General features: G+C 58.7%; 25 protein-coding genes. 22 read left to right on the forward strand and 3 right to left on the reverse strand.

What is annotated here, in order from left to right:
• The first annotated feature begins 39 nt into the window (after positions 1 to 39).
• Genes ACSKB9_RS21505 through ACSKB9_RS21515 form a run of 3 tightly spaced genes read left to right on the forward strand, consistent with a single transcriptional unit; the run spans position 40 to position 2,217 of the window.
• Positions 40 to 642 (forward strand): isochorismatase family protein, encoded by a 603-nt coding sequence (locus ACSKB9_RS21505; protein ID WP_438075552.1) that lies wholly within the window; start codon positions 40 to 42, stop codon positions 640 to 642.
• Positions 629 to 958, forward strand: coding sequence for a hypothetical protein (locus ACSKB9_RS21510; RefSeq protein WP_253588658.1), 330 nt, complete (start codon positions 629 to 631; stop codon positions 956 to 958). Before ACSKB9_RS21505 ends, ACSKB9_RS21510 begins: the two co-directional genes overlap by 14 nt.
• On the forward strand, positions 955 to 2,217 hold the full coding sequence (locus tag ACSKB9_RS21515; protein WP_225647156.1) for an MFS transporter: 1,263 nt from the start codon (positions 955 to 957) through the stop codon (positions 2,215 to 2,217). The genes ACSKB9_RS21510 and ACSKB9_RS21515 overlap by 4 nt, the downstream gene beginning before the upstream one ends.
• A 68-nt stretch (positions 2,218 to 2,285) precedes the next feature.
• Here ACSKB9_RS21515 and ACSKB9_RS21520 read toward each other — a convergent pair whose 3' ends face one another.
• Positions 2,286 to 2,462 carry an MJ0042-type zinc finger domain-containing protein gene (locus ACSKB9_RS21520; RefSeq protein WP_253606281.1) on the reverse strand — a complete coding sequence of 59 codons (177 nt, stop codon included), beginning with the start codon at positions 2,460 to 2,462 and terminating at the stop codon, positions 2,286 to 2,288.
• Positions 2,463 to 2,853: 391 nt separating this feature from the next.
• On the opposite strand from ACSKB9_RS21520, the gene ACSKB9_RS21525 reads away from it, so the two are divergent.
• From ACSKB9_RS21525 to ACSKB9_RS21550, 6 genes are all read left to right on the forward strand, one after another.
• Positions 2,854 to 3,561: a TetR/AcrR family transcriptional regulator gene (locus tag ACSKB9_RS21525; protein ID WP_438080329.1), complete on the forward strand. Its 708-nt coding sequence runs from the start codon at positions 2,854 to 2,856 to the stop codon at positions 3,559 to 3,561.
• A 20-nt stretch (positions 3,562 to 3,581) separates the two neighbouring features.
• Positions 3,582 to 4,553, forward strand: coding sequence for an ABC transporter permease (locus tag ACSKB9_RS21530; RefSeq protein WP_253588656.1), 972 nt, complete (start codon positions 3,582 to 3,584; stop codon positions 4,551 to 4,553).
• A gap of 42 nt (positions 4,554 to 4,595) precedes the next feature.
• Complete coding sequence (locus ACSKB9_RS21535; RefSeq protein WP_438075556.1) at positions 4,596 to 5,612, forward strand: sugar ABC transporter substrate-binding protein; 1,017 nt, start codon at positions 4,596 to 4,598, stop codon at positions 5,610 to 5,612.
• Between the two features lie 76 nt (positions 5,613 to 5,688).
• Positions 5,689 to 7,812 carry an ABC transporter permease gene (locus ACSKB9_RS21540; protein ID WP_438075558.1) on the forward strand — a complete coding sequence of 708 codons (2,124 nt, stop codon included), beginning with the start codon at positions 5,689 to 5,691 and terminating at the stop codon, positions 7,810 to 7,812.
• Entirely contained in the window at positions 7,809 to 8,906 is a 1,098-nt protein-coding gene (locus tag ACSKB9_RS21545; protein WP_438075560.1) for a hypothetical protein, read from the forward strand. Before ACSKB9_RS21540 ends, ACSKB9_RS21545 begins: the two co-directional genes overlap by 4 nt.
• Positions 8,903 to 10,399 (forward strand): sugar ABC transporter ATP-binding protein, encoded by a 1,497-nt coding sequence (locus ACSKB9_RS21550; protein ID WP_225161516.1) that lies wholly within the window; start codon positions 8,903 to 8,905, stop codon positions 10,397 to 10,399. Before ACSKB9_RS21545 ends, ACSKB9_RS21550 begins: the two co-directional genes overlap by 4 nt.
• A 79-nt stretch (positions 10,400 to 10,478) precedes the next feature.
• Here ACSKB9_RS21550 and ACSKB9_RS21555 read toward each other — a convergent pair whose 3' ends face one another.
• Positions 10,479 to 10,853 (reverse strand): hypothetical protein, encoded by a 375-nt coding sequence (locus tag ACSKB9_RS21555; protein WP_057018949.1) that lies wholly within the window; start codon positions 10,851 to 10,853, stop codon positions 10,479 to 10,481.
• A 297-nt stretch (positions 10,854 to 11,150) separates the two neighbouring features.
• On the opposite strand from ACSKB9_RS21555, the gene ACSKB9_RS21560 reads away from it, so the two are divergent.
• From ACSKB9_RS21560 to ACSKB9_RS21570, 3 genes are all read left to right on the forward strand, one after another.
• Positions 11,151 to 12,482 carry a tyrosine-type recombinase/integrase gene (locus ACSKB9_RS21560; protein ID WP_438075562.1) on the forward strand — a complete coding sequence of 444 codons (1,332 nt, stop codon included), beginning with the start codon at positions 11,151 to 11,153 and terminating at the stop codon, positions 12,480 to 12,482.
• A gap of 297 nt (positions 12,483 to 12,779) precedes the next feature.
• On the forward strand, positions 12,780 to 13,697 hold the full coding sequence (locus ACSKB9_RS21565; RefSeq protein ID WP_438075564.1) for a helix-turn-helix domain-containing protein: 918 nt from the start codon (positions 12,780 to 12,782) through the stop codon (positions 13,695 to 13,697).
• Positions 13,694 to 13,996, forward strand: a complete 303-nt coding sequence (locus ACSKB9_RS21570) for a hypothetical protein (RefSeq protein WP_438075566.1) — start codon at positions 13,694 to 13,696, stop codon at positions 13,994 to 13,996. Before ACSKB9_RS21565 ends, ACSKB9_RS21570 begins: the two co-directional genes overlap by 4 nt.
• Before the next feature lie 320 nt (positions 13,997 to 14,316).
• On the opposite strand, the gene ACSKB9_RS21575 is transcribed toward ACSKB9_RS21570, so the two are convergent.
• The gene (locus ACSKB9_RS21575) at positions 14,317 to 14,802 is read right to left on the reverse strand and encodes a very short patch repair endonuclease (protein WP_438075568.1); all 486 of its coding nucleotides are present in this window, start codon (positions 14,800 to 14,802) and stop codon (positions 14,317 to 14,319) included.
• A gap of 68 nt (positions 14,803 to 14,870) precedes the next feature.
• On the opposite strand from ACSKB9_RS21575, the gene ACSKB9_RS21580 reads away from it, so the two are divergent.
• The 10 genes from ACSKB9_RS21580 to ACSKB9_RS21625 all read left to right on the forward strand — a co-directional run bounded on the left by ACSKB9_RS21580 (position 14,871) and on the right by ACSKB9_RS21625 (position 26,619).
• Positions 14,871 to 15,569: a DNA cytosine methyltransferase gene (locus tag ACSKB9_RS21580; protein WP_438075570.1), complete on the forward strand. Its 699-nt coding sequence runs from the start codon at positions 14,871 to 14,873 to the stop codon at positions 15,567 to 15,569.
• Positions 15,570 to 15,616: 47 nt separating this feature from the next.
• Entirely contained in the window at positions 15,617 to 16,264 is a 648-nt protein-coding gene (locus ACSKB9_RS21585; RefSeq protein WP_438075572.1) for a hypothetical protein, read from the forward strand.
• Positions 16,174 to 16,458, forward strand: coding sequence for a DNA cytosine methyltransferase (locus tag ACSKB9_RS21590; protein ID WP_438075574.1), 285 nt, complete (start codon positions 16,174 to 16,176; stop codon positions 16,456 to 16,458). Before ACSKB9_RS21585 ends, ACSKB9_RS21590 begins: the two co-directional genes overlap by 91 nt.
• Before the next feature lie 122 nt (positions 16,459 to 16,580).
• Positions 16,581 to 17,606, forward strand: coding sequence for a hypothetical protein (locus ACSKB9_RS21595; protein ID WP_438075576.1), 1,026 nt, complete (start codon positions 16,581 to 16,583; stop codon positions 17,604 to 17,606).
• Positions 17,606 to 19,210 (forward strand): hypothetical protein, encoded by a 1,605-nt coding sequence (locus tag ACSKB9_RS21600; protein WP_438075578.1) that lies wholly within the window; start codon positions 17,606 to 17,608, stop codon positions 19,208 to 19,210. The genes ACSKB9_RS21595 and ACSKB9_RS21600 overlap by 1 nt, the downstream gene beginning before the upstream one ends.
• The gene (locus ACSKB9_RS21605; protein WP_438075580.1) at positions 19,198 to 20,100 is read left to right on the forward strand and encodes an NERD domain-containing protein; all 903 of its coding nucleotides are present in this window, start codon (positions 19,198 to 19,200) and stop codon (positions 20,098 to 20,100) included. The genes ACSKB9_RS21600 and ACSKB9_RS21605 overlap by 13 nt, the downstream gene beginning before the upstream one ends.
• The gene (locus tag ACSKB9_RS21610) at positions 20,093 to 20,914 is read left to right on the forward strand and encodes an ATP-binding domain-containing protein (RefSeq protein ID WP_438075582.1); all 822 of its coding nucleotides are present in this window, start codon (positions 20,093 to 20,095) and stop codon (positions 20,912 to 20,914) included. Before ACSKB9_RS21605 ends, ACSKB9_RS21610 begins: the two co-directional genes overlap by 8 nt.
• A gap of 4 nt (positions 20,915 to 20,918) precedes the next feature.
• Positions 20,919 to 24,575 carry a helicase-related protein gene (locus ACSKB9_RS21615; protein WP_438075583.1) on the forward strand — a complete coding sequence of 1,219 codons (3,657 nt, stop codon included), beginning with the start codon at positions 20,919 to 20,921 and terminating at the stop codon, positions 24,573 to 24,575.
• Between the two features lie 72 nt (positions 24,576 to 24,647).
• Positions 24,648 to 26,216 (forward strand): hypothetical protein, encoded by a 1,569-nt coding sequence (locus ACSKB9_RS21620; RefSeq protein WP_438075585.1) that lies wholly within the window; start codon positions 24,648 to 24,650, stop codon positions 26,214 to 26,216.
• Positions 26,167 to 26,619 carry a Zn-binding domain-containing protein gene (locus tag ACSKB9_RS21625; RefSeq protein ID WP_438075587.1) on the forward strand — a complete coding sequence of 151 codons (453 nt, stop codon included), beginning with the start codon at positions 26,167 to 26,169 and terminating at the stop codon, positions 26,617 to 26,619. The genes ACSKB9_RS21620 and ACSKB9_RS21625 overlap by 50 nt, the downstream gene beginning before the upstream one ends.
• The last annotated feature ends 130 nt before the right edge of the window (positions 26,620 to 26,749 follow it).

Here is a 26,749-nt window from a genome sequence, read left to right on the forward strand (position 1 = left end):
CGGGCTGCGCCGCGACAGTTTGCGAGAAAGGTAACGACCATGGCCCTGACGACGCTCGATCCGATCACCGCATTGATCGTCATCGATCTACAAAGCGGCCTCATGGGCTGGCCCTTCGCCCATCCGATCGGCGACATCGTGGCTCGCGCCGCCGCGCTTGGCGCTGCGTTCCGACGGCGCGGGCTGCCGGTCGCGCTGGTCAATGTCGACGGCAGCTCGCCGGGACGAACCGAGCAGGCGCCGCGCCATGGAAATCCAATTGGAAATCCATTTGGCGGACCGCTTCCCGACGGATGGACCGATCTCATTCCGGAGCTCGACCGACAGCCCAACAACATTGTCGTGACCAAGCGAACGCGAGGCGCATTTGCCAGCACCGACCTCGAAGGCCTGCTGAGAGCGCGTGGCGTCACGCAAGTCGTGATCGCCGGCGTCGCCACCGCGGGCGGCGTCGAATCGACGGCGAGACAGGCCTATGAAGCGGGCTTCAACGTCACGCTCGCGATCGACGCCATGACCGACGCGCGGCCGCACGCACATGCCTACAGCATCGAGCACGTGTTCCCGCGACTCGGCGAAACCGGCTCGACGCAGGCGATCATCGATCTCGTTGAAAGGACCAACGCGCATGAACTGGCTTGATCTCGTCGCCTATTTCTTCGGCGGCGTCTTTCTCACCAATGCGATCCCCCACGTCGTCGCCGGCATGATGGGCGAAGCGTTCCAGAGCCCGTTCGCCAAACCGCCCGGCGAAGGCCTGTCCTCATCGACCGTCAACATCGTGTGGGGCTTCTTCAACCTCGCGGTCGGATATCTTCTGGTCTGCCGCGTCGGCGACTTTGGCTTGCGAACCACCAGCGACGTTGCAGCGCTCGGGCTCGGCGGTCTTCTGATCGGCCTGTTCCTGGCGCGGCGGTTCGGGCGGTTTCACGGCGGGAATGAACCTCAGAGAACATGAGACGCGTATTTCGATCGCTCGCGAGCTTCAACTACCGGGTCTGGGCGGCCGGCGCGCTGGTATCCAACATCGGCACCTGGATGCAGCGCGCGGCGCAGGACTGGCTGGTTCTCACCCAGCTGACAAATCACAGCGCGTCCGCCGTCGGCATCGTGATGGCGCTGCAATTCGGGCCACAACTATTATTGATGCCGTGGACCGGCTTTGCCGCCGATCACTTCAACCAGCGCAAACTGCTGATGGCGACCCAGGCGACGATGGGCGCGCTCGCACTCATCCTCGGCATTCTCACCGTCACCGGGCTGGTGCAGCTCTGGCACGTCTACACCTTCGCGTTCCTGTTCGGCTGCGCTGCGGCGCTCGATGCCCCGGTGCGACAGACCTTCGTCGCCGAACTGGTCAGCGATACCAATCTGTCGAATGCGATCGCGCTGAACTCGACCTCGTTCAACGCCGCGCGCATGATCGGCCCCGCCGTCGCCGGCCTGATTATCGCCTCCGTCGGCACCGGCTGGGCATTCCTGTTCAACGGCGCATCGTTCCTGGCGGTGCTGACCTCGCTGACCCTGCTGCGCACCTCCGAGCTGCGCCCGAACGCGCGCGCCCATCGCACCAAGGGCAGCGTGATGCAGGGCTTCCACTATGTCTGGTCGCGGCCCGATCTCAGGGCGACGCTGATCATGCTGTTCCTGATCGGGACCTTCGGACTGAACTTTCCGATCTTCATTTCCACCATGGCGGTTGGCGTGTTCCACACCGACGCGCGCGGCTTCGGCCTGCTGTCGTCGATAATGGCGCTCGGAACGATGTCGGGCGCGCTGCTGGCAGCGAGCCGCGAGGAGCCGCGCTTCGGCTCGCTGATGCTGGGCGCCGCGATCTTCGGGCTGGGCTGCACGCTCGCCGCATTGGCGCCGAGCTATTGGCTGTTCGCCGCGGCGCTGGTCGTGATCGGCGTCGCCGCGCTGACCGTCACCAACACCTCGAACGCGCTGATGCAGCTCTCGACCGAGCCGGCGATGCGCGGTCGGGTGATGGCGCTGCGGCTCGGCGTTGCGCTCGGCGGCACGCCGATCGGCGCACCGATCGTCGGCTGGGTCGCCGATCACCTCGGCCCGCGCTGGGCACTCGGCGTCGGCGCCGCCGCCGGCTTTGCCGCAGCGATCGTGGCGATCGGCATGCTGTCCCGATCGGGCGGCGAAGCCGAGCGCCGCAGCCAGGAGGCGCGAAGGAGCGAGGTCAACCTGCCGCAGCAGCGTTGAGCATGGCGCCACCGACCGGCGCTGCTACCCTGTGTTTGAGCACGTGTCCTTCACGCGAACCGAAAACGCTAGTAGGCGTAGGACGTCTTGCCCGGCTGCACGGTCAGCCGAAAGGCGACGTCGGTCGAACCATCCATCAGCTCGATGATGTGGTCGCACACCAGGCAGCGAAACTCACCCGCGGCGCCGCCTTTCGACGTCAGTTCGATCCGGCGATAGCCGGCCTGGCAATGGGGGCACGTCACGTCAGATTTTCGCATCGAATCAGCAAGCCGTTGCGCTCTTGAGCTTCCCACACGCCCATCATCGGAATGTGACGCCCGTCTAACCGGCGTGCTGGTCGACCAGACTACCTGGAATTTGTGCTGTGCTTTCAGCGCGAAAAGTTCCCGACGATGGCCGGAACGACGACGCGCCCAGGCCGGGCAACACGGCTGCGGACCAAAAAACGAGCGAGCGCTCTCTCAGAAAATTTCATCATCCCCCTTTTCCGGGCGCCATTTCGTGGGCTAGGATTACGCAAGGGCGTAAAGCCCCAGCCCGGACCAGCAACAAAATGAAATGGTCCGGGAGCATAGCCAGGGAGGCAACGTGGGTCTCGCGCGTCAGCGACCGGGGACGGCGAATGCGTTCGCGATGGACGTGCTTTGCGCACGCATCCTCGAACGTCATCGGGATTCCATCCGGGTCCAGAAAACTCATCTCGCCGTTCCGAATCTCACGCGCATCATCGGCGCCACGCTCACGCTTTCCAACAAGCACGGCTTTCACGCCACCACGCTGCGCCAGCTCGCGGAGGCCTCGGGCCTCAGCATGGGCGGCCTTTATACGTATTTCGACAGCAAGCCGACGCTACTGTCGATGATCCTCGGCGAGGTCGCCGAGACGGTGGCGGAGGTCCTCAACTCGCCGCCCGCGGACGTGAAGCAGGATGCGCGCAAGCATCTGCACTGGATCATCGCGACCCATGTCCGGATGAGCGAGGCGATGCAGCCCTGGTTCGTGTTCTGCTTCATGGAAGCGAAGTCGTTTCCGCCGGCGGAGCGCCAGCGCGCCATCGAGATGGAGGTGATGACCGAGAAGATCATCGCCGGCGTCCTCAAGCAGGGCGTCGCCGACGGCGTCTTCGCGATCGACCAGGTCACGCTGACGGCCTCGCTGATCAAGCCGCTGCTGCAGGACTGGTACGTCAAGCGATGGAAATACCGCAGACGCGGCACCTCGATCGAGACCTACATCAACACCGTCAACACGTTTGCCGACGCCGCGGTCGCAGCCAGGACGCGGCCCGGCCGCGTCGCGACCGGCTCCCGCACGAGATCCCGGCAGACGGCGCACCTATAGACGCAAGGAAGGACGAGGCAATGAAGCGCTTGCGGTTCAATCAACAGGAGATCGTCTTCGCCGTCTTTGCCGTGCTGTTCCTGGCGTTCTCGATCTTCCTGCGCGGCTTCCTGACGCCGGAGAACATGCTGACGCTGCTGCAGAACGTCGCGGTGCTCGGCATCCTCGGGCTTGCGATGGCGATCGTCGTGATCGGGCGCGGCATCGACATCTCCCTGATCGCAGCGCTCGCGGTGCCGCCGGGGCTTGTGCTGCAGATGGTGCAGAACGGCCACTCGCTGCCGACCGCGCTGGTGACGGCCGTGCTGCTCACGATCGCGTTCGGCCTGGTCAATGGCTGGCTGATCGCCTATGCCGAGGTCCCTTCGCTGTTTGCGACGCTGGCGACCGGCCTGCTGCTCGCCGGCCTTGGGCAGGCCGCGCTGTTTCAGCTCGACGTCGTGCAGTGGAGCGACGGCATGAAGGGCTTCGAGCGGCTCGGACAAGGCACCATCCTCGGCATTCCGACCTCGATCGTGATGTTCGCGATCGCCTGCGTCGTGGTCGCGTTCCTGCTGCGCCAGACGCGCTGGGGCGCCTATATCTACGCGATCGGCGATAATCCCTACGCCGCCCGCGTCACCGGCATCCCCTCGCGCCCGATCATCGTGCTGCAATACGTCGTCGCGGCGCTGATCGGCTGCTTCGCGGGCCTCGTGATGGCGGCATCGGTCAACTCGATGCCGACCCGCATCTTCAATTCGACCCTGATCTACGACGTCATCCTCGTCGTCGTGCTCGGCGGCATCGGCCTGTCGGGCGGCCGCGGCGGCGTGCTCAACGTCATCATCGGCACGCTGCTGATCGGCACCATGCTGAACGGCATGACCATCATGGACATTTCCTACGCCGGACAAAATCTCGTCAAGGGTGTCGTCCTGCTGCTCGCCGTCATCACGGATTCATTCCTGAATCCGCGCAACGAAGAAACGGCACAGCAGGGCGACATCTGAACCAAGCCACAAGAACATTCAATCACGACCAAGGAGGAAGCAATGAAATACGCTGTCAGCACTGCAAAGGTGATCGCCGCGGCGCTTGGGCTTGCCGCCATCGCCGCCCCGGCTCTGGCCCAGCAGGGCCTGGACGAGCCGTTCCAGAAGCCGTTCAGGGAAGCCCTCGCCGGCAAGACGGTGGCCTACGTTCCGGTCGCCATGAACTTCGACCTCACCGAAGGCTGGTACGCCGGCATGAAGAAGGAGCTCGAGCCCTTCGGCGTGAAGTTCGAGATCCGCGATCCCAACTGGAACACCAATGCCGGCGCGCAGGCAGTGACCTCGCTGATCTCGGAGAAGCCCGCCGTGATGGTGATCCACAATCCGGACGTGCAGACCTACGCCAAGTTGCTGCAGCGCGCCGAGAACGAAGGCATCTACGTCATCCAGATCGACATGGGATCGGCCTATCGCTCGTCGGCCTTTGTCGGCGCCAACTGGATCGAGATCGGCGAGCGCGACACCGAAGCCGTGGTGAAGGCCTGCCAGGGCAAGTCGAACAAGATCGCCATCGTGCAGGGCGCGCTCTCGGCGGCCGCCAGCGCCTACACGCTCAAGGGCGTCGAGAACGTGCTCGCCAAGCATCCGGAGATCAAGGTGGTCTCGAGCCAGGCGGCCGACTGGGATGCCGCGAAGGCCAAGGCGATCACCCAGACGGTGCTGAAGCAGAATCCTGATCTTTGCGGCATCGTCGGCTTCTGGGACGGCATGGACATCGGCACCGCCGCTGCGGTGAAGGAAGCCGGCCTGACCGGCAAGGTGTTCGTCGCGACCTCTGGCGGCGGCGAGCGCAAGGGCGCCTGCGAGCTGGTGAAGTCCGGCGCGTTCGATCTCAACATGAGCTACGACGTGCCCACCCAGGCCGCGCAGATGGCCGGCACGATCAAATGGCTGCTGTCGTCGGGCGCCAAGGCCGGCTCGATCAAGGGGTCGGAATACACGACGCTGATTCCGATCACCAAGGAGAACGCGGACAGCCAGACCGCGTGCTGGAATCTCAGTGACCTGAAAAAATAGTCGAACCATTCGCGCTCGACGTCCCGGGCGATCTCACCCGGGACGTCGATTTTCCCAAATCGAACGCCTTGCTGGAATGCCGATGCGCGACACCCTGACGAGCCTGCGTTACCGCTACTGGCCGGATCATCTCCTCGGCGAGATCCTGTCCAAGCGTTGGACCGAGACCGCAATACCGGTGATCCTGCTTTTGATCGTCGGCTTCGCGCTCAGCCGTTCCATCGATCACTTCCTGTCGCCGTCGAGCCTTGCCGACACCGCGCGGCAGGCCGGCGAGATCGGCTTCATCGGCCTCGGCATGGCGCTGGTCGTCATCGTCGGCGGCATCGATCTGTCGGTCGGCTCGATCTTCGCGCTGACGGATTTCTGCGCGCTCTATCTGCTCGACGTGCTGAACTGGCCGGTTCCCGCGGTGGTGGTCGCCACCCTCGCCTGCGGTGCACTGCTCGGCGCCGTCAACGGCGTCCTGATCGGATACTTAAGGCTACGCGCCTTCATCACCACACTGATCACCCTGATCATCTACCGCTCGGCGTTCGATCTGTTGATCCAACGCTACTCCAATTCGATCGCCGCGGCCTTCCCCGACATCCCGTCCTGGAATTTCATCGGCGGTGGCGACGTGTTCGGCATTCCGAGCGTCGCAATCGTCTACATCGCGATCGCCATCTTCGGCCATATCTTCATGACCCGGCTGCGCCCGGGCTGGCACATCACCGCGATCGGCGGCTCGCGCCGTTCCGCCTACAATTCCGGCATTCCGGTCCGCCGCACCATCGCGCTCTGCTATGTCGCAAGCGGCGTGCTGACCAGCATCGCCGCGCTGTTCTTCGCGGCCCGGCTCGGCACCGTCGGCGGCGATATCGGCGTCGGCCTCGAGGTGATCGTGCTGACCGCGACCGTGCTCGGCGGCATCACGCTCGGCGGCGGCAAGGGCTCGGTCGCAAAATCGCTGGTCGGCGTGCTGATCGTGCTCTTGATCACCAACGGCCTGACCACGCTCAATGCGCGTGGCGGCATCAACCGCATGGCGCTGGCGGGCATCCTGCTGGTCGCCGCGATGGTCGACATCCGCTGGCAGAAGAACCGCACCCGCATCATCAGCAAGGTCTATGTCGCGCCGACCTATCATGCGCTGCCGCCGCCTCCGGCCACCGAGATCGGCCAGGGTGGCCCGTTCGAGCAGAACGACAAGCTGCGCGACGTCGAATTGATCGGCCTCGGCCGCATCGAGGCGCCGGAGGACGTAATCCTCGATCGCAACAACAATCTCTACGCCGGCTCGCGCCATGGCGACATCATCCGCTTCCATGCGCCCGATTATCAGCGGATGGAGGTGTTCGCCCATATCGGCGGTCAGCCGCTCGGCATGGCGTTCGACCGGCAGGACAATCTCTATGTCTGTATCGGCGGCATGGGCCTTTACCGCATCACGCCCGACGGCACCGTGGAAAAGGCGACCGACGAAACCAACCGCAGCATGCATTCGGTGAACGACGACAGCCGCCTGCGGCTGGCCGACGACCTCGACATCACCGATGACGGCCTGATCTTCTTCTCGGAAGCCACCGTGCGCTACGAGATGGACGAATGGCCGATCGACGGCCTCGAGGCGCGCGGCAACGGCCGCATCATCTGCTACGACACCAAGACCGGCGCCACGCATACGGCACTGCGCGGCCTCAAATTCCCCAACGGCATCTGCGTCGCCAGCGACGGCCAGTCGATCCTGTTCGCCGAGACCTTCGGCTGCTCGATCAAGCGGCTGTGGTTCGCGGGGCCGAAGAAGGGTCAGGTCGAGGTGGTGATGGACAATCTGCCGGGCTATCCCGACAACATCAATCTCGCCTCCGACGGCAATTACTGGCTGGCGCTGGTCGGCATGCGCAGCCCCTCGCTCGACCTCGCCTGGAAGATGCCGGGCTTCCGCCGCCGTATGGCCAAGCGGGTGCCGGTCGACGAATGGCTGTTCCCGAACATCAACACCGGCTGCGTCGTCAAGTTCAACGAGCAGGGCAAGATCCTCGAATCGTTCTGGGACCTGCGCGGCGAGAACCACCCGATGATCACCTCGATGCGCGAGCATCGCGGCTATCTCTATCTCGGCGGCATCATGAACAACCGGATCGGCCGCTACAAGCTGGAGAACGCGGACCCGAACTTCGTGCAGTATGACAAGCGCTGGGGGAAGCTGTCGTGATCGCGGCCGTCAGGGAATTCGCCAACCGCTTTCTCGGCCGTGGCGAGGCCACCATCACCGTGCCGTCGTTCGACGGCGCGCTCAAGCCGAATCAAAAGCTGGAGACGGCGACGACCTTGCTGGAATGCGAGGCGCTAGAGGATCTCGCAACCGACGGCCGCAGCCTCTATGTCGCCGACGGCCGGCGCCTGCTGCGCCTCGACGGCGGCGGCGCGGCCGAGCTGCGCAGCTTCGAGCAGCCGATTTCGGCGCTCTGCGCGCTCACCGGCGGCGGCATCGCGGTCGCGCTCGGCGGCCGCGAGGTGCGGCTCTACGCCGATCCCTCGTCGGGCGAGCCGAGCGTGACGTTCAACGACGCCGCCTTCAACGCGATCAACGCGCTGACGCAGGCCGGCGACGGCACCCTGATCGCAACCGACGGCTCGGCGACCTGCGGCATCGATGATTGGGCGCGCGACCTGATGGAGCTCAACCGGAGCGGCCGCGTGTTCCGGCTCGACCCCAAGACCAAATCGGCGCAGCCGCTGGCCTCGAAGCTCGGCTACGCCTTCGGCGCCTGCGCACGCGGCGACGGCGTGCTGGTCAGCGAGAGCTGGCGGCATCGCCTCGTCCTCGTCTCGAACGGACGGCCGCTGCAGGTCGTGCTCGGCCATTTGCCCGTCTATCCGTCGCGGCTGTCGAAGGCCGCGGGCGGCGGCTATTGGCTCACCGCATTCACCGCACGCACCCAGCTGATCGAGTTCGTGCTGCGCGAGCCGGCCTACCGGCGCCGCATGATGGCCGAGATCGACCCGGCCTATTGGGTGACGCCGCGGCTGCGCTCGGGGTTCTCGTTCAAGGAACCGATGCAGGGCGCCCACATCAAGACGATGGGCGTCATCAAGCCGTGGGCGCCGCCGCGCTCCTATGGCCTCGTCATCCGGCTGAGCGAGGACGGCAAGCCGCTGTATTCGCTGCACAGCCGGGTCGACGGCGTCGATCACGGCGTCGTCGCCGCGCTCGAGCTGGGCGGCGATCTTGTGCTGATCGCCAAGGGACCGGGCCGCGTGCTGAAACTGCCCCTCGCCGGGCTCGCCGAGGAGACAGGCTCATGAGCGACACCGTGTTGTCCCTGCGCAAGGCCACCAAGCTCTACGCCGGCGTGCCCGCCATCGAGGGCGTCGATTTCGATCTGCGCCGCGGCGAGATTCACGCGCTGGTCGGCGAGAACGGCGCCGGCAAGTCGACGCTGACCAAGGTGATGGCCGGCGTCGTGACATTGACCTCGGGCGGCATGAGTGTCGATGGCGCGGAGGTCGCGCCGCGGACGCCTCTGGAGGCGCGCAATCTCGGCATCGCCATGGTGTTCCAGGAGAACAGCCTGGTGCCGACCATGACCGTCGCGCAAAACCTGTTCCTCGGGCAGGAGAAATTCTACAACCGGCTGCGCGGCATCTACATCGCCGCCCAGCAATTCCTGCAATCGCTGAATTTCGACGTGACGCCGACCGCCACCGTGAGCGGGCTCGGCGCCGCCAAGAAGCAAATGGTGGAGATCGCGCGTGCGGTTCTGCATAAGGCCAAGGTCATCATCTTCGACGAACCGACCGCGTCGCTGACGCCGGAAGAGAAGAAGTATTTCTTCGACCTGGTCCGTGACCTCAAGAAGCGCGGCGTCTCGATCATCTTCATCTCGCACGCGCTGGAAGAGGCGCTGTTGCTCGCCGATCGCATCACCGTGCTGCGCGACGGCAAGCATGTGATCACCGACGACGCGGCGAAATTCGACCGGGCGGCGATCGTGCAGGCGATGGTCGGGCGCGACCTCTCCAACACGCTGTATGGCGCGCGGAAGACCAGCGTCCGGCCGGCCGGCGCGCGCGTGCTCACGGTGCAGAACCTCAAGATGGCGCCGATGGTGAAGAACAATTCGCTGTCGGTGTTCGCCGGGCAGATCACCGGCGTGTTCGGCCTGGTCGGCGCGGGCCGCACCGAGACCTTCAAGATCGTCTCCGGCGTGTTGAAGCGCGACTTCTTCCACGGCGGCGAGATCCTGCTGCATGACAAGCCGGTGCGCTACCGGGTTCCGGCGCCGGCGGTCAAGGCCGGCATCGCCTATGTGACCGAGGATCGCAAGGTCGAGGGCTTCTTCGAGACCGCCTCGATCGCCCGCAACATCTATCTCGGCCTGCTTTCGAAGTTTCCCGGGGGCCGCATGATGCTGTCGCGGCGCGAGACCAATTCGGTCGGCAAGACCTGGACCCAGCGTTTGAAGGTTCGCGCCATCGGCGACGAGGCCAAGGTGGTCGAGCTGTCAGGCGGCAACCAGCAGAAGGTGGTGATCGCCAAATCGCTGGTGCAGGAGCCCGAGCTGATCATCTTCGACGAACCGACCCGCGGCGTCGACGTCGGCGCCATCGTCGAGATCCACGAGCTGATCAACCAGCTCGCCGACGAGGGCAAGGCGGTGGTGGTGATCTCGTCCTATCTGCCCGAGATCATGGCGCTGTCCGACCGCATCCTGGTCTCGCGCCAGGGCAAGGTGGTCGAGGAATTCTCCGCGCTCGAAGCCACCGAGGAGAAGATCATGTACGCGGCAATTCATTGATGCCCTGAAACGCGATGCGATTTTGGTTGAAGCGTCAGGTGCGGCGCGGGAAGCCGCCTGCCGCGATCCTGGTCGAACGCTACTTCGGTCCGACGGTTCCGGTCACCTTCAGTCTCGCCGATCTCACCCAACCCGAGACGTCGTTGCCCGTCCCCGGATTGAGATACATCACCGACGACCAGCCATCCCTGGTTTGCGCATACGCGATCAGTGCGTCATTCGGAATGACGAACACGCCGCGGATCGGACAGTGCAGATTCGGTGCGGAGTAGAATTGCAGCCGACCCGTGCCCGTCACCACATTGGCCAGCGGCGGCGACAGCATCGGGACGCGGCTGGTGCCGGTCTGCGGCTCCTTGCAGTTCGACGGCGTCTGCGCGTGCACAGTCGCCCCCGGAGCACCCAGGATCAGGGCACAGCAGACCATGCAGGCGACAACGAACCTGTCCGACATCACTGATCCTCCTGACCGCCGGAGGCGATCATCCGTCATTCTGCGGTGTTTGTCGCCGGATGGAGCGGGCGCGACCGCGCTGCACTTCAGCGCCGTCCATCCTGAGCGACGCCGGCCGGAATTTGCTGCAATCGGGAAATGGCGCGCCCGGAACAATTCGAACGTCCGACCCTCAGATTCGTAGTCTGTATTTCTTAGTTGATCTACTTGTGTTATTTTCCAAATTGTTGCAGTTTTGTTGCATAAGTTCCAGGTTCGATGTAATACAACATGGTCACAAGTGTTCCGGAACCGACCATGTCAATCAGGAAACGGACTTGGAAGATCGCCAGCGGCGATATTCGCACGGCGTGGGTGCTCGATTACTTCGATCAGAACCGCAAACGACGGCTTCGCACGTTCGACCGTAAACAGGATGCGGAAAAGTTCGAGGCCACAACCCGCATCGAAATCGGCAAGGGCATCCACGTTGCCGATCGCGGCTCCATCACAGTGAAGGAGGCAGGGGACGCCTGGCTTGCGGAATGCCGCGCCGAAAACCTCGAACCGACGACCCTTGAACAATACGATCAGCACCTTCGGCTGCACATCGTGCCGTTCATCGGGTCAGAGAAGCTGTCGCATCTCAATGTACCGTTCGTCAGTTCCTTCAGGACCAAGCTTCGAGATGAAGGGAGGTCCCCCGCAATGGTCCGCGGAGTCATGGGATCGTTGGGATCATTGATTTCGGTCGCTCAGCAACGTGGCCAAGCGGCGCACAATCCCGTCCGCGAATTAAAGCGATCCCGACGGAAGGGTAGCGTGAGCCAGCAGCGTCACAAGCCAAAGCTAAAGATCGGCGTCGATATTCCAACCCGTGACGAGATTCGGGTACTGCTTGCCAAGACACAAGGTCGATATCGTCCGTTGCTAATGACTGCCGTCGTCACCGGACTGCGCGCTTCCGAATTGCGCGGCTTGCGATGGGAGGACGTCGATCTCGACACGAAGAAACCCGAACTCCATGTGAGGCAACGAGCCGATCGGCGTGGCGTCATCGGCTCACCAAAATCGGCCTCAGGGTACCGCACGATCCCCCTACCCCCGGACACGGCCCAGGTATTGCGTGAATGGAAACTGACTTGCCCGAAAAAGAAGGAGCACAAAAAAGATCCAGGCAAGTTGTGGCTCGTGTTTCCGAATGGCGCCGGCAACGTCGAGATGGCGGGGAACATCGTCAAGCGCGGACTGATCCCGGCCGTGATAGCGGCAGGGCTCGTCATGGCCGCCTTCGATGAGTACAACAGGCCGAAGCGCGATGATAATGGCAAACCGATTTTTAAACCGAGATACTCAGGCCTGCACGCATTACGGCATTTTTTCGCCTCATGGTGCATCAACCGCAAGATCGATGGCGGCCACGAACTGCCACCGAAGGTAGTGCAGGAGCGGCTTGGTCACTCAACGATCGCAATGACCCTTGACATATATGGGCATCTGTTCCCACGCGGCGACGATACGGCGGAGCTGGCAGCGGCTGAACAATCGTTATTTCAAAATCCGACAGACGCTGTTCCTGATCAAAAGGTAGACGTCGGGAAGTGGGACATCGGCTTATCTAAACTAGAGCGTCCGATCGGCACAACATGACGATTCTGCTCAACGCATGCGGAACGTAGCAATCGTCAAAATGCATTCTGTATGCCAGATCTGGCCTCCTAGTCTGAGCTCGAACAGTGCTCGCCGAGCTGCTTGGTAGCCGCGGATATGATGGATGCATCCCACCAGCTTCGAGAGTGCGATCGGGCACGCGAGGTAGGCATTTGCTTCCACAAACGCCTACATAATCTGGCGACAATCTTTGCTAGTTCGCTGGAATTCGCAGAAAATGTCTATTTATCTCGTAGGCATCTTGTAGAATGATAGGCCCGACGAGGAGTTGGGCTTATGGCAAAGGTAAATCCAGTCATTCTTCAAACGCTGCGACGACGCAAAGGCTGGTCTCAGGATCGGCTGGCCGAAATGGCCAAGGTCAACAAGCAGACGATATCCCGAATTGAGCGAGGCGATCAGGAGACCACGCGCGGAAACACAACCAAGCAACTTGCCCGCGCACTGGGCGTGGAACCAGCCGAGTTGATGCTGGAAACACTAGCTCGTGAGGCCAACGAAACCGAACCGATGAAGCGGAGATCTCCATCTGCTTTCGGGGTCAGCACTGCGGCGAATAACTTTTTGCATCTCATTTCGGATCGATACTTCATCAAACCCTGGCAGGTGATGGAACTTGCACCTCTCCTGTTCTGCTGGGCAGCCGAGACGAGCCTGCGCGAACGGCGCGAACGGCTTAACAAGCTTGAAGAAGCCTGTGAGACAGCACGCAGGCTCGAGGGAGAGATGCTGCACATGCCGCCTCCCAATTTCATTCATTCCGAGGAAAAGATTTCAGCGGAATCAAATTCGATTGGGAATCATGACGTTTTTGGGATGTGTTTCAGTGATGACGATTTCGGTACCGATCACTTGCATTCAGATGACGATACCGACAACCCGTTCGCGATATTCCTCGCGAAGCTGGTTAGAGAAATCGGCGACATGGCCAAGTTCGAGGGCTTCTCGCCGATCGATTATCCAGTCTTTCAGGTATGCCGTGAAGAGGCACGTGAGATGGTCAGCGGCGACGAGACCTTGGCCGAACTAATTCTTGCGGGCGTGATTGACCTAAATGAAATGCCGAGCGATGTGCGGGGAACGTTCGGGGTCGTCGATACCGAAAAGTGCGCTGCATGGGCGCGGACGCAAGCTGATGCGTTCATCAAACGACAGACCGAAGCTAACGATATATCCAAAGAGATGACCCCATGAGCGCACTCACAATCACAAAACACGCGGCGGTCCGTATGTCGCAGCGAGGCATCCTGCTTAAAGATGCAGAACTGATCACTCTAATCGGAACGGAAGTTACTGACGGTTATCTTGTTCGCGAGAAAGACTACAGGGAAGCTGAGCACACTCTGAAGCGAATGCTTCAACAGTTTCGTCGTTTGGTCGGCAAGCGGCTCGTTGTGAAGAGCGGCCAAATCGTGACAGCATACCATTCATCGGGAGCACATAAACGCGAATTGCTTCGACGTGCCCGCGATAGCAATCTTTGCGACCCCTAGAATTATGATCTCAATTGCGAGGCAATGAAGGCTCGCCGTGGCCGCGATGAAGCTCGCAAATCGACACTCAACCTCCAGCGCCACGCAGTTAACCGAACTAGTCGACAATTCTTCCTGATATCTAGGCGAAATGCCTGAGCAAATTCGTGGACTAGAAGCGACTGGCGAGTTCATTCGCGACCAATCGTGCGCGCCATGGAGGCTTTAGCTCCCCCTATAGCTTTCATGATTAGAAGCGAGTCATAATTAGAAGCGAGCCATACGCACCATTTCATTGAGAACATCCGGCCATCGATACCCCTGAGGTGCAAGCCACCATGCTAGTTTCTGGATTTAGCTTTGCTCAACGCTACGACACTACTTGCGACCGGAATTTCGGTGCTGGGGCGGCTGGACGATAGCCATCTTGCGACCCTTGTGGCGACCACGTCTCCACCCTCCTTGTTAATCGCGCATTCCCAAACCACGGCCACTCGCCAACCAAGGTCGCGCAAGCGTTCAACGTTCCGCTGATCGCGCCTTACGGTCTCTACAAACTTCGAATTCCAAAACTTGGTGTTCGAGGCCGGAATCGTAGCAAATGAACAGCCCTCATGCCGGTGCCAAAAGCACCCCTGCACCTGGACGATCGCGCGGTACTTTGGCATGACGATATCGGGGCGACCAGGAAGCGTCGCCACGTGTAATCTGTATCGAAGACCCTGACGATGCAGGGCATAGCGCAAGGCCAGCTCGGGCTTTGTGTTCTTGCCTCGGATACCAGCCATCATCCTCGAGCGTGTTATCTTGTCGACGAGATCTATCATAAACTTTCCCTAGCATCGGTCTTCGCTTTAGTTGATTATGATTCGCGGGACCCATTTGAGAATGGTGAATGCAGACCGAATTTGCCATCGTTGACCTCTTCGCGGGTCCGGGGGGGCTGGCCGAAGGTTTTTCCAGCGTTCGGAAGGATGGCACCCATCCCTTTCGGGTGGTGCTTTCCGTTGAAAAAGAGGATTCTGCCTTCGAGACGCTTCGGCTGCGGAGCTTCGTGCGTCAATTCGATGGCTGTCCTCCAGCCGATTACTACCGCTTCCTCAATGGCGAGATTCCAGAGCCGGACTGGAGTTCTGCTTTTCCGGTGGAGTGGAAGCGCGCCTGCCTCGAAACTGTGAAGCTCGAACTAGGTTCTTCCAAGGGCATTGCCGAGATCGATATCCGTCTCAGGCAGATCAGCAACAAATTTGGACGCAACGTTATCTTGATCGGAGGGCCGCCTTGTCAGGCATATTCCCTCGTCGGCAGGGCAAGAAACAAGGGCACGCAAGGCTACGAGGCGAGCAAGGATCATCGCCACTTCTTGTACAGGGAATACATCCGCATCCTTCAACGGTTGATGCCGGTGGCATTTGTGATGGAGAACGTCAAAGGCTTGCTCTCATCATCTGTAAACGGCGAGCGTGTATTCGACCAGGTACTAGATGATTTGAGCAGTGTGGGAGGCGGTTCATACAGGCTTATTCCGCTTACACCGCGTTCGGTCCCGGAACTCTCGAATGGGACAGACCCCCGGCCTACGATTTCGTCGTAAAGGCCGAGGATCATGGCGTACCGCAATCACGTCACCGCGTGATTATAATGGGTGTACGCGCTGACATTGCTCGGGATCTTGATGGGCTGGTTCACTCCGCACTTATCCCGAAATCAGATCGCGCCGTCACCGTGCAAGACGTTCTGATGGGGATGCCGAGGCTTCGAAGCGGATTGAGCTCGGGCAAGGACCACGAAGACCTTTGGAAGGCTGAGGCGGCTCAGATAATGCGTCGGATGGCCAAAATACCGACTGGCCTAGCTGCAAAGCAGAGCGATGCCTTCCGGAAGCGCGCTGTGCGCTTTGCGAGTGCCATTTCTAAGACAAGCAGCATCAAACGACGCTCTGGAGGCGAGTATTCGGGAGTCGGTAACCGATGCCCGCCCGACCTCAAACGCTGGCTAGTCGACGCCAAACTGAAGCGCTTTCCCAACAGCGAAACACGTGGTCACATGCTCGCTGATCTCGAACGCTATTTCTTCGCGTCACTCTACGGAAGGGTTGCGGGCGTATCCCCAAAGGCGAAGGACTTTCCGCGCGAGTTGGCGCCAGACCATCGCAACTGGGAGACAGGAAAATTCGCGGATCGGTTCCGGGTCCAACTTTGGAGGCAGCCGTCCACAACGATCACAAGCCACATTTCGAAGGATGGCCACTATTTATCCATCCTGACCCGATCCAGTGCAGAAGCCTGACCGTCAGGGAGGCCGCTCGACTGCAGACGTTTCCAGACAACTACCTTTTCAAGGGAAATCGAACAGAGCAATACGTACAGGTGGGCAACGCTGTTCCGCCGTTCTTGGCGAGGAAAATTGCTGTAGCTCTGCTCGGCCTTCTGACGAGCGCTGAATCCGTTTCAAGGCGCAAAGAACTAAAAAAAGCAAGCTAGATCAAAGATACTGCACCAAGGGTTGCAACTAGGCTAATGTGCACCGGTTTGGGGCGGGCCCTTGGTTGCGAGGCCGCTCCTGTTTCGAGGACGAGCCCCAGTAGTTCAATGCCGGGGGGCCATTGAAAGCACTTTTTTCGGAACTCCGAGGAGAATGGCGACCGGCACCTAAGTGGGTCGAGTTTCTCGTCAAATTTGGCTACCGTTGGCGCGACAAAGGATCGAAGCGGCGGAGGATTGCCGTTGTTTCGATGCCATCTGATACCCCCGCAGCCGGATTGATCGTCCTAGGTGCGCTTGTCAGAGATTTGGGGCGAAGTGAAGCGACCAACCTGACCAACCACTATCAAGCCCTGTTGCAGTACGCGACCCAGTACCTAGGAGGGTGTGCGAATTGTGATGTCCGTTGCCATCCTGCATTGAAGGGCTGTGGTTACGTGGCGGAAACAAGCGGCTTGCTGCGCCACAACCAACGTAAAGAATCATTTCCGATCGCCGGTATAGCGGGTTCTAATAATCCGACCCTCATCGTGCGAATTAAGGACGGTACTTGGGTGGTATATCCAAAATCCGCCGTGAACCTACGAATCGATGGAGACCCGCTACCAAAGTTGGCAGATGAAACTGGTGCTCTGCCGGCCGCTGCCTACCAGGAAATAATCGACGGCGCTCACATCATACCCCGAAACCTCAAGGAATCATTTTCCGGGCTGTGCTTTGCGGGACGCGCCACGGGACACTCAGCCACCTATGCAGCTTGCGATTCGATCCGCTTCAAGTGCGGGGCACTAGAGTACAGTTTGCCCGAGCTTTTGGCTGTACATGGGTGGTCAACCTCGAACCGAATATCCCGTGTAAGTTTTTTCAACTCCAGAACCGAACAAATGGACCGAGCGGGCTCCGAAAGCGCCCTCGTCGTGGCCGACGGAGACGCTTCCTTCCTCAGGGTCATCGACGCTCCGCAATTTCAACGGTCCGACGTCATCGGCGTAATAAACCGAAGTGTGGATAGAGAGCGATCCGAGGCAGTGGGAAATCGCATCGTCGGCTTGCGTCAATGGTTCATCGAAGATTCTGAAGTTCGTGATGGTCAACCAGAACCGCCGACGGGCATCCACCTCTTGCAGCTACAGAGAGGGAGCCGATAATGGTTGTCGCAATATCGGAACTCTTCGATTTTCTCGACCGCTCAAGAACCCAAAGCATTGAGCGATACGAAATGGCGTCGCCAGACTTCGGAGTCCTTCGCCGAAATTTGAGACAGATAATTGTTTCACTCCGGGAATCTGGCGACCCGCAAGGTGTCGATATATCAGATGGGTTGAGAACCTTGCTTTCGGAATGGCTGACTGTGCCAGCAAAGTTCGATGAAACCACATTGGAAGCAATGTCGGATCTCATGGGCCAGCGCGAAGCCGTACGAAAAAGGTGGGGAGCAGACGTTGGTGCACTTTTTGACGACGGACTTCGAGCCATGGAAAACCTTGCCTCGACCGGCAATCCCGTGCGGACTCAGGTGGCGGATATAATTCGATCCCTTCGAGCGACGGGAGTCGATTTCAAAATATACTGCCATGTTCGGGCTCGACAACATTTCAATTCACTTTTCGATGACGGAAGCGGCGCCCCGTTGGCGGATGGTCTTTTTGTCCATTCAATTCGCGATTATCGCGAACTGGCTCCGTTCGACGCACTATTGAAGGTGGGGCCGCTGCGGGCCTACGGCTGGGGCTCGGCGCCAGATGCGCTGATAAACGCACCCCGGTTCGCTCGACTTGAACAAGTCGTGTGGTCGGGAAGCAGAGATGAGCCGGATTTTGGCTATGATCCAGTCCTTGTAGGTTACAATTCAGATCATCGCCCCACAGATGCAATCGCAAAGACTGGAAGCAAGTTTAATTGGGTGAGTCGGACAACGCACTATGGCGAAGATCCCGACGCAGTTCATCAAAATATCCCCGACGAATTAGAGCTTTTCAGGCAGATAATCAAAGGGGGCGAGGCTCGCGCTGCAACGCTGATCCAAATTGATGACGATCATGTAATTTTTTATCCGCAGTACGCTCAAGTGCTGAGCTTTGATCCCGATCCTAATGCGCATCAGCCGATCGGAAGCCGCATTCCGGGGCACACGCTTACTGAGGGAATGTTCCTGATCAAGCCATCAATCTCCAACGTTAACTTCGGTGGCCTTCACGCAGACGGGCGCTATAGCAATTTGTGGAAGCCGCGCCTGGAGAGCGAGATTGCAAGCGATATGTTCGACCTTGTTCGGCGGCTAAAGGAATCGGGGATTGCGTTAGTTTCATTGCGGTCGTTGGTCCATCATTGGTCAAGGCCTCCCTCCACGGTGATCCACGCACCGCAGGAGAAGAAGCACTTCAAGCTTCTGCTTGAAGTGCTAGGCCTCGGCGATGAAGCCGTGTTGGCTCCAAACGGCACTGTTCTTCCTCTTTGGCAGCTTGCGTGGGAAGAAATCCGACGCTCGCGAGGCGAAGCGATCCAAACTGGGTTCTTGGAGAGGGAGATTCTCGACGAAGAGCTGACTGGCATGCTGATCCGTTTGCTACCCGATATTCGGGGCAAACTACAAACGACAGCCGGCTTTCGGGTGAACGTTCCGGCATCTTCTGGCATGAGCGGTGATTTTCTTTTCCTCCGGGTCTGCAGCATGGAAAAGGGATTCAAAGTGCCTGAGGCCAAGCTGAAGCTTGTTCAAGATATTGGGATGGCTGACAGATGGCGCGAATGATCCCATCGTTTATGGATGATCGCACGCCGCCCGGCGAACGGGACGTGTTCAATATGCTGAACGCTTGCTCATCTGAGTGGGTTGTCTTGCATTCCCTTGATTTGGCACCTTGGAATCGCCGGCGCCGCACCGAGATCGACTTTGTCATCATAGTTCCCGACTTGGGAGCAATGTGCGTGGAAGTCAAATCTCACGAGGATATCTCCTTCGATGGAGAAAAGTGGTCTCCCCCGACGATTGAACGTTCGCCCTTCAAGCAAGTTGCTGATGCGCGCGGGACTTTTCACCGGCGTTTGAAAAATCTGGCCCCTCAGTTTGCAAGCTTGCCTATTGTCCAATGCTGCGTTTTCCCTCGCTCCTCTTTCAACCTTCTGCCGAATGTTTCTGTTGCACCATGGGAGTTGATGGATGCGAGGGCATTTCGACGATTTGGCAATGCCAAGGCGTTCGAGGCAGACCTTAGGGCGAGAATTGCCAAGAGTATCGAAGCTGATGTGGATCTTAAGCCACTTCCTCGTGCACTTTCAGCGGACCAAATCGAGGCGATAGTAAAGTGTTGCGTGCCCGTTCAAAAGTTTCGGCCAGGCGCTCGCGAGGAGATAAAGCGAAGGCAGCACGACTTGGAACAACTACTGAGAACTCAGCAAAAGCCGGTGCTGCAATTAGTGGAATTGAACGAGCGCGCGATCATTTCGGGCGGTGCTGGAACGGGAAAAACGCTGATAGCGATGGAAATTGCTCAGCGCGCGGCCGAGAAGGGGAAAAGAGTCGCGTTGCTTTGTTTCAATCAATTGATCGGCAATTGGATGAGAGAAGATTGGAGTGGCAGCTATGGCCCCTCCAAACCTGGTAGTTGGTCGCGCCATCCAAGTGATGGCCGAAATGAGTGAGGTGCCAATCCCCCCTTCTGCCAATCAGCATTTTTGGGAAAGTGATCTGCCAGACTTGCTGGAAGCTAGGCTAACGGACCCTGATTTCTCAGCTGAAGCGAGATTTGATTATTTGGTCCTCGATGAAGCGCAAGATTTGTTGGCGCGACCCAGATTGTGGGACTGTCTTACCCGTTTTCTCGCGGGTGGCGTGGCTCGGGGAGCCTTCGCACTTTTCGGAGATTTTGAAAACCAAGTGCTCACTGATCGCGAGCCGTTGGTCAAGTCACTCGCCGATTTGGAAATCGCGGCCAACCCCGTGAAATGGAAGTTGGCGGAAAACTGCCGCAACTATCGGATCGTGGGCGAAACCGCAGTAAAGTTGGCCGGGCTCGGTACCCGTGTCTATTCGGATTACATGAGGTCAGGCAGCAGTATCGCCAATTACGATGTACGATTTTATGGAAGTGAGGCCCAGCAGTCAGAAGAAATCGTGCGCCTTCTACGAGAATTCAAGGCGAATGGCTACATGCCATCCGAGATAACAATACTTTCCTTTCGTGCGGATAGTCAGAGCGCAGCTGCGCGGATTAGCAACGAAGAGTTCGCCCTGAAGCCGGTGCGGAATAGTTTCAGTGCCACGGGCTTTGCAAGTATCCACGCGTTCAAGGGAATGGAAAACAAAGTAATCATCCTGACAGACGTTGACTTGGCCGATCATGCCTTCGAACGAAGCCTTTTCTATACAGGCATGACAAGGGCTACCGAAAGTGTTCGCGTATTGTGTAACAACCAGTCCAAAGCAATTCTTCTGAGCTGGATATCGGGGACATGACCAGATGAGCGAGCGATCCGAGTTAATCGCGTGGATTAGGGGAGAGATTATAGGCCCCGCACAATCTCTCAAGGACCCTGCCGTCATCGCGTTCGTGGGCCGAGACTTCGTTGATCCCGAACAACGACGTTCGGGTCCCATGGCGTGGCGTCCGACGGCAAACTCAAGTCTCGAGGAGGTTCTATATTTTCAAAGGGAAACACCTCACCGCAAATACGGTGCGGGTCTCCTCCACCCGGCAGGAGCCGCGCCCGATGCCCCAGACGAAGCCGCGTTGCAATCGGGCGACACGATCGGCGCAGAAGCAGACGCTAAGGAAGAAACTGCTCAAACTGAAGCCGGTGCAGATGAAGATGACGACGCGGAAGTATCAGAAGGCGCGAGTGTGGATGGCGGCGCCGGACTACAGGACGATTTTGAGGTTACCAGTCCAGATGCTCGTCACCCGTCGTCACTAGGCCTCTCCTTCTGCGCGCGCTTGGCTCCGCAGGGCCGAGTTGCGGTGCGATTGCCTTTGAAGCGAAAGTTCTCCTGGCAATTCGCTGAGGCGCCGGCGGTATCGCTGAATGGGCGCTATGAACTGTGCACCCATCGGACAACGGATGGCGATAGCGGGACGAGAGAGGCTCCGATCTGGAGAAGGGTACCTGCAGTTCTTCCCGACTGCGAGGTTCTGGTCGACCGTGCGGACCTTCTCTCTGGAAGCGTTGTGCGGAGAGACCTGACGATGCCGACCGGATCTCCGATATCGCTCCGAATTGAAATCTTCCCGCGACGTCTTCGTGGTGAACTGGATATTTTCTTGCTTACGGTCGTGCTCCGAAACTCCACCATCTTTGAAGGAAGTCGAGAGCCCCGCGAGCAGATTCTTTACCAAACTCATTTCGATGTCGAAATTCTAGACGGCGAATTAGTCCGGTACCCGGAAAGTGAACGCCCATTTTCCAAGCTGGATGCAGAGGAGCAATCGCTGGCGTTGCTCTATCGTGAATCAGCGACTTGGGCCATCGGTCACGGATGTGCCGCGGGATGGGAGTCCGACCTTGGGACTACTCCAAAGACAATCTTTGCTGACGTCATGCCTTCCGTTCAGCTTCCGAGCATGACGCCCGACATCGAGGTTGATGGTGAGCCGGTAAAACTTTCGATGCGATCATTGGCGAATCTGACAGAAGAAGGCGTTGGCGAAGGATGGCAATCGCTCGACAAGATTGTTTTGGGTTATGGTGATTGGATAAAGAGAAAACGCCAGGAAGCAACGGGTCTTGATGGCGCGCTCGCGCTGGTCGCGGCCCGTCACCTCGATGCTTGCGACCAGTGCCTGACGCGGATTACGGACGGCGTAACGCTACTCCGCGGTAATGCTCGCGTTCGACGGGCCTTCCGGCTTGCCAATCTTGCGATGCTCCTGCAGCAGATCGGAACCAAGCAGGTAAGTCGTCGACCGTTGACTTGGGATGTCAAAGATCGTCGCGTTTTGCCGTCGGGCGAATATCAATCACCATCCGAAATCTACGAAGGAAATCTCGAGAACCGAGACCGGGTAGGTTCTTGGCGGGCCTTTCAAATAGCTTTTCTTTTGATGTCCTTGCACGGCGTTCGGGATGGTCAATCTTCAGATCGCAACATCGTTGATCTCATATGGTTTCCAACTGGTGGAGGCAAGACCGAGGCGTATCTCGGCGTGATGGCTTTCTACATGTTTCATGAACGATTGCTGATGGAAAGCGATACTGGGCCGCGGCGTGACGGCACCAATGTTCTCATGCGCTACACGCTCCGAATGCTTACTACCCAGCAATTCCAGCGAGCCGCCAGCCTCATATGCTCGATGGAATACTTGCGACGAAATCCCTCTAAGCATTTGGACGGAAGTATCCCGGGTCATCGCTTTTCGTTGGGGCTTTGGATCGGATCAGACGGGTCCCCAAACAAGGTCAGAGATGCGAAGGTAGCCCTGCGCAGGTTCCGCAACGGGGACACCGAAGGAAATCCGCTGGTTCTGACCGAATGCCCGTGGTGCCGCGCCGAAATTGGCCGCTATAACGGGGGCAAGCCGCGCGGGCTTACGGATTCCCAATGGGCTGCCGTGCGGACTTGTGGGATTCAGGAGCGGCTAAACGAGCCACTCCTGTTGTGCTCTGACGGCAAGTGCGAATTCGGGCAGGAGAATCCGGACACTTGGCTTCCTGTTGAAGTGATTGACGAGCGAATCTATCAGAACCCGCCTTCAATCATAATTTCCACAGCCGATAAACTTGCAATCATAGCTTATCGACCCGAAGCGAGCGCTCTTTTTGGCAACCGTATCATCGACTCTCAGTCGCGCCGAGTATCGATGCCACCAGGCCTTATTATCCAAGATGAACTTCATCTGATATCCGGACCGCTCGGCACGATGTACGCGCTATACGAAGGCGTCATCGAAAAATTGTGTTCCGCGGAGCTGAACGGCACCACCGTCAAGCCCAAGGTTATTGCTTCCACTGCCACGATACGAGGAGCTGCCGACCAAGTCAGGGCGCTCTACGCGCGAACAGAAACGCACCTATTCCCGACACCCGGCCTCTCAATGGGCGACTCCTTCTTTGGCAAATACGCCCGTGACGAAAGGGGAAATCTGCGTTCTGGGCGCCTTTATCTGGGTATTCATGCCAACGACTATGGCTCGGTCCTGACCACACAGGTTCGTACATTTTCATCCGCTCTTTCTCGTCCATGGTCGTTCGCCCCAAGTTGTCGCGACGCATGGTGGACGTTGCTCGCTTTTTACAACAGCATTCGCGAGCTGGGCGGCGCGAGAACCCTATTTGACTCGGATATTCGCTCCAGACTGAAGTTTGTTTTCAATCGGGAGGGCTTTGCGCAGAATGACAGGCGTCAATTGAAGATTATTGAAGAACTGACCAGTCGTTTGTCTCAGGCTGAGATTGTGAGCATGATGGATCGACTGTCGATGCAGTACGATGAGAGCTCAGTTCGAGGCAATCTGGATGCATGCTTGGCATCAAATATCATCGAAGTCGGGGTGGATATTGATCGCCTTTCGTTGATGGGAGTGGTGGGTCAGCCAAAGAGCACCGCCTCGTACATTCAGGTGACAGGGCGGGTGGGTCGCCGCTGGTGGGATCGAGCAGGGCTTGTCCTCATGATCTACAACCCTTCGAAGAGTCGCGATCGGTCTCACTATGAGCAATTCCATAGCTATCATCGCAGGCTATATGAGCGTGTTGAACCAAATACAACCACTCCATTTGCGACGTCGGCGATCCAGCGCGGCCTTCCAGGGGTACTGCTTGCGTGGGCTCGACAGCAGAGCTCTGCTCCCGTTTTCAATTATCAGGCATACGCCGCAGCGGTGGAGACGGCTTATCAATTGCTCTGCGATCGTTGTCTGATCATTCAGCCGCCGGAGGATCAGGTCCAGTCACTTGCCAGCTTGAAGCGAGTGCGCGACGAATTGATATCCAAATGGGGGTTAAATCCGCAAGAGTGGGAGAAGTTTCCTCAGCGTGTTGATGGGGAATATCTCATGCTGTGGCCCGGGCAGTTCGCCACCAAACAACAGGAAAGACGAGGCGTGGTTGTTCCCAGTAGCATGCGGCAGGTAGAGCGCAGCGCTGAGCTTACCATTAGTCAGGGCTACGACACGGCGCTCTGACCATCGAGCCATCTTTCTGAAGTTTCTGAAGCCAGTTCAAAAACCTTGGTTGCAATTTCTGGGGCCACAAAAATGGGAAACAAACAGGTTCGTATCGGTCAATTGATTGCCCCCTTCGGTCCCGGTAGTATCTATACGGATCGCGACGGCGTGCCACAGGTTGTTGCGGGTCTTGATCATTGGTTTAAGCGGTGGGATCAGACTGAAGGAAAAATGATCCCTTGCTCGGATCGGATGGAGTTCGAGCGTTTCGAGCCACGGCTTTCAGCGTTGTTGGGCGTCGATCGATTTTGCTTGCCGCCGGATTTTCGAGTGGTACGTAAAGGCGACACGGCGCCGCCGAACGCCCTTCTTAATGTGCCCGCTCAGCGCTTTCCGAGGTGGTATCGGCACACTCGAACCGGCCAGATGAGGCGATTTAATTTGCAAACGACGAGAGTGGATAGACCTCCGGGCGGAGGTCGCTGGCAGCCAGTCCGCTTCATCTCGGTTTGCACGGCCGGCCATCTTTGCGAATTTCCTTGGAAAGAGTGGATTGGTTGTCAATGCAGCAGTGACGACCAGCTCGTTTTGACTGATCGCGGCGGCTCTGAGTTGAGCAGCATCCACATTGCCTGCCAATCATGTCCCGATAAATCTACAGGCAAACGAGGCCGCAATCTCTCCGGAACAACGGTTATGCCCGATGTTGAAAACGGTGAGCAAAGTGCTTTTCAGAAAGTAGGCATCCGCTGTCCAGGCGATAGGCCTTGGTTGGGGGAGGGCGCCAACATCGCGAATTGCAATGAGCCGTTGGTTGGAGCGCTTATCAATCAAACCAACATCTACTTTCCTCGAACTATTTCGGCGATCGCACTACCTGATCTAAAGGTTGAGGATGATTCGATCACAAGAATGCGAAACGAGATCACCCGGTCCGCTGAGGGATCCCTCGGTGTAGCTCGAACGATATGGAACATATCTGGCGAAGAATCGGCGGCAGCATACATTTGCTCCGAGTTGTCGCGTATTTCCGGGCAATCCAGCGAGATTGGACTGGTGAAGGCCGCCCTAGCGAGTTTGTTTTCTCCTCAATCAGCGACGATACCCTCGGGGGCGGCGGTGCCAACTGCCGCTGAGTCGGAATTGCTTCAGTTCCGTAGGTCCGAATTCAACGTCATAAGAAATGAATTGAATGATCCCGATCTTGTACCCGATTTGCGGGTCAGAGTTGCTGAGGTGCCAGTAGAGCTCGCCCCATGGATTGGGAGGGTCAACCTCGTTGAGCGCCTGCGAGAGACGCGCGCTTTCTTCGGCTTCGATCGCCTCAAGCAGAGCAGCGCGCTCCTTGAGAATATGCCAAACTCCGCGATGCTTCAGCTCTTTCGATCGCCTCCAGTTCAACCACAGGAACGTTGGCTTCCGGCCGCCGTGGTGTTTGGTGAAGGTTTGTATATTGAACTGGACGAGGGACGGATAGAGAAGTGGCAGTCAGAAAATGCTTCGTGGCTGAGAGATCGGCTGGACGATGGTTTTATTGCGCGCTTGGGAGGTATTCCTCAGAACTCTCCCGCCTTTAGAGGCAGTCGATCGAGGTTGGGCTTCCCGGTATTTGCTGGTCCACAGCCTAGCTCACATTCTTATCAACCAGCTCATCTTTGACTGTGGATACAGTACGGCTGCGCTCCGCGAGCGTCTGTACGTTTCTTCCGACCCAGCCGCGCCGATGGCGGGCTTTCTGATTTATACCGCCGCCGGCAACTCTGAAGGTACATTGGGTGGATTAGTTAGGTTGGGGCGCCCCGAGCTATTTGGTCCGACTATGCAACGTGCGCTCAGCCGCGCATCGTGGTGCTCAGCGGACCCGATATGCTCCGAACACCTGGGCGGTCAGGGTTCTAAACAAGCCAATCTTGCGGCATGCCACGCCTGCACTCTTCTTCCTGAGACGTCTTGCGAAACTATCAATCATGGACTGGATCGAGCCGTTATTGTAGGAACGCCAGTCTCGCGCCAAAGCGGGTTCATGTCCGAGCTGCTCGAGGAAACCTATACGCTGAGCTGAATCGAGCACAGCTTAACGCCAGCGCAAAGCGCAATCTACAGACAAGTTCAATCGTCTATTTTTGTAATCATCACCTTGAGCCGGCGAGCGGGATCACATCGTCGGTCTTCCGACCCCGACTACGATCGTG

Source organism: Bradyrhizobium sp. BR 1433 (assembly GCF_051547665.1).
Classification (GTDB): Bacteria; Pseudomonadota; Alphaproteobacteria; order Rhizobiales; family Xanthobacteraceae; genus Bradyrhizobium; species Bradyrhizobium australafricanum.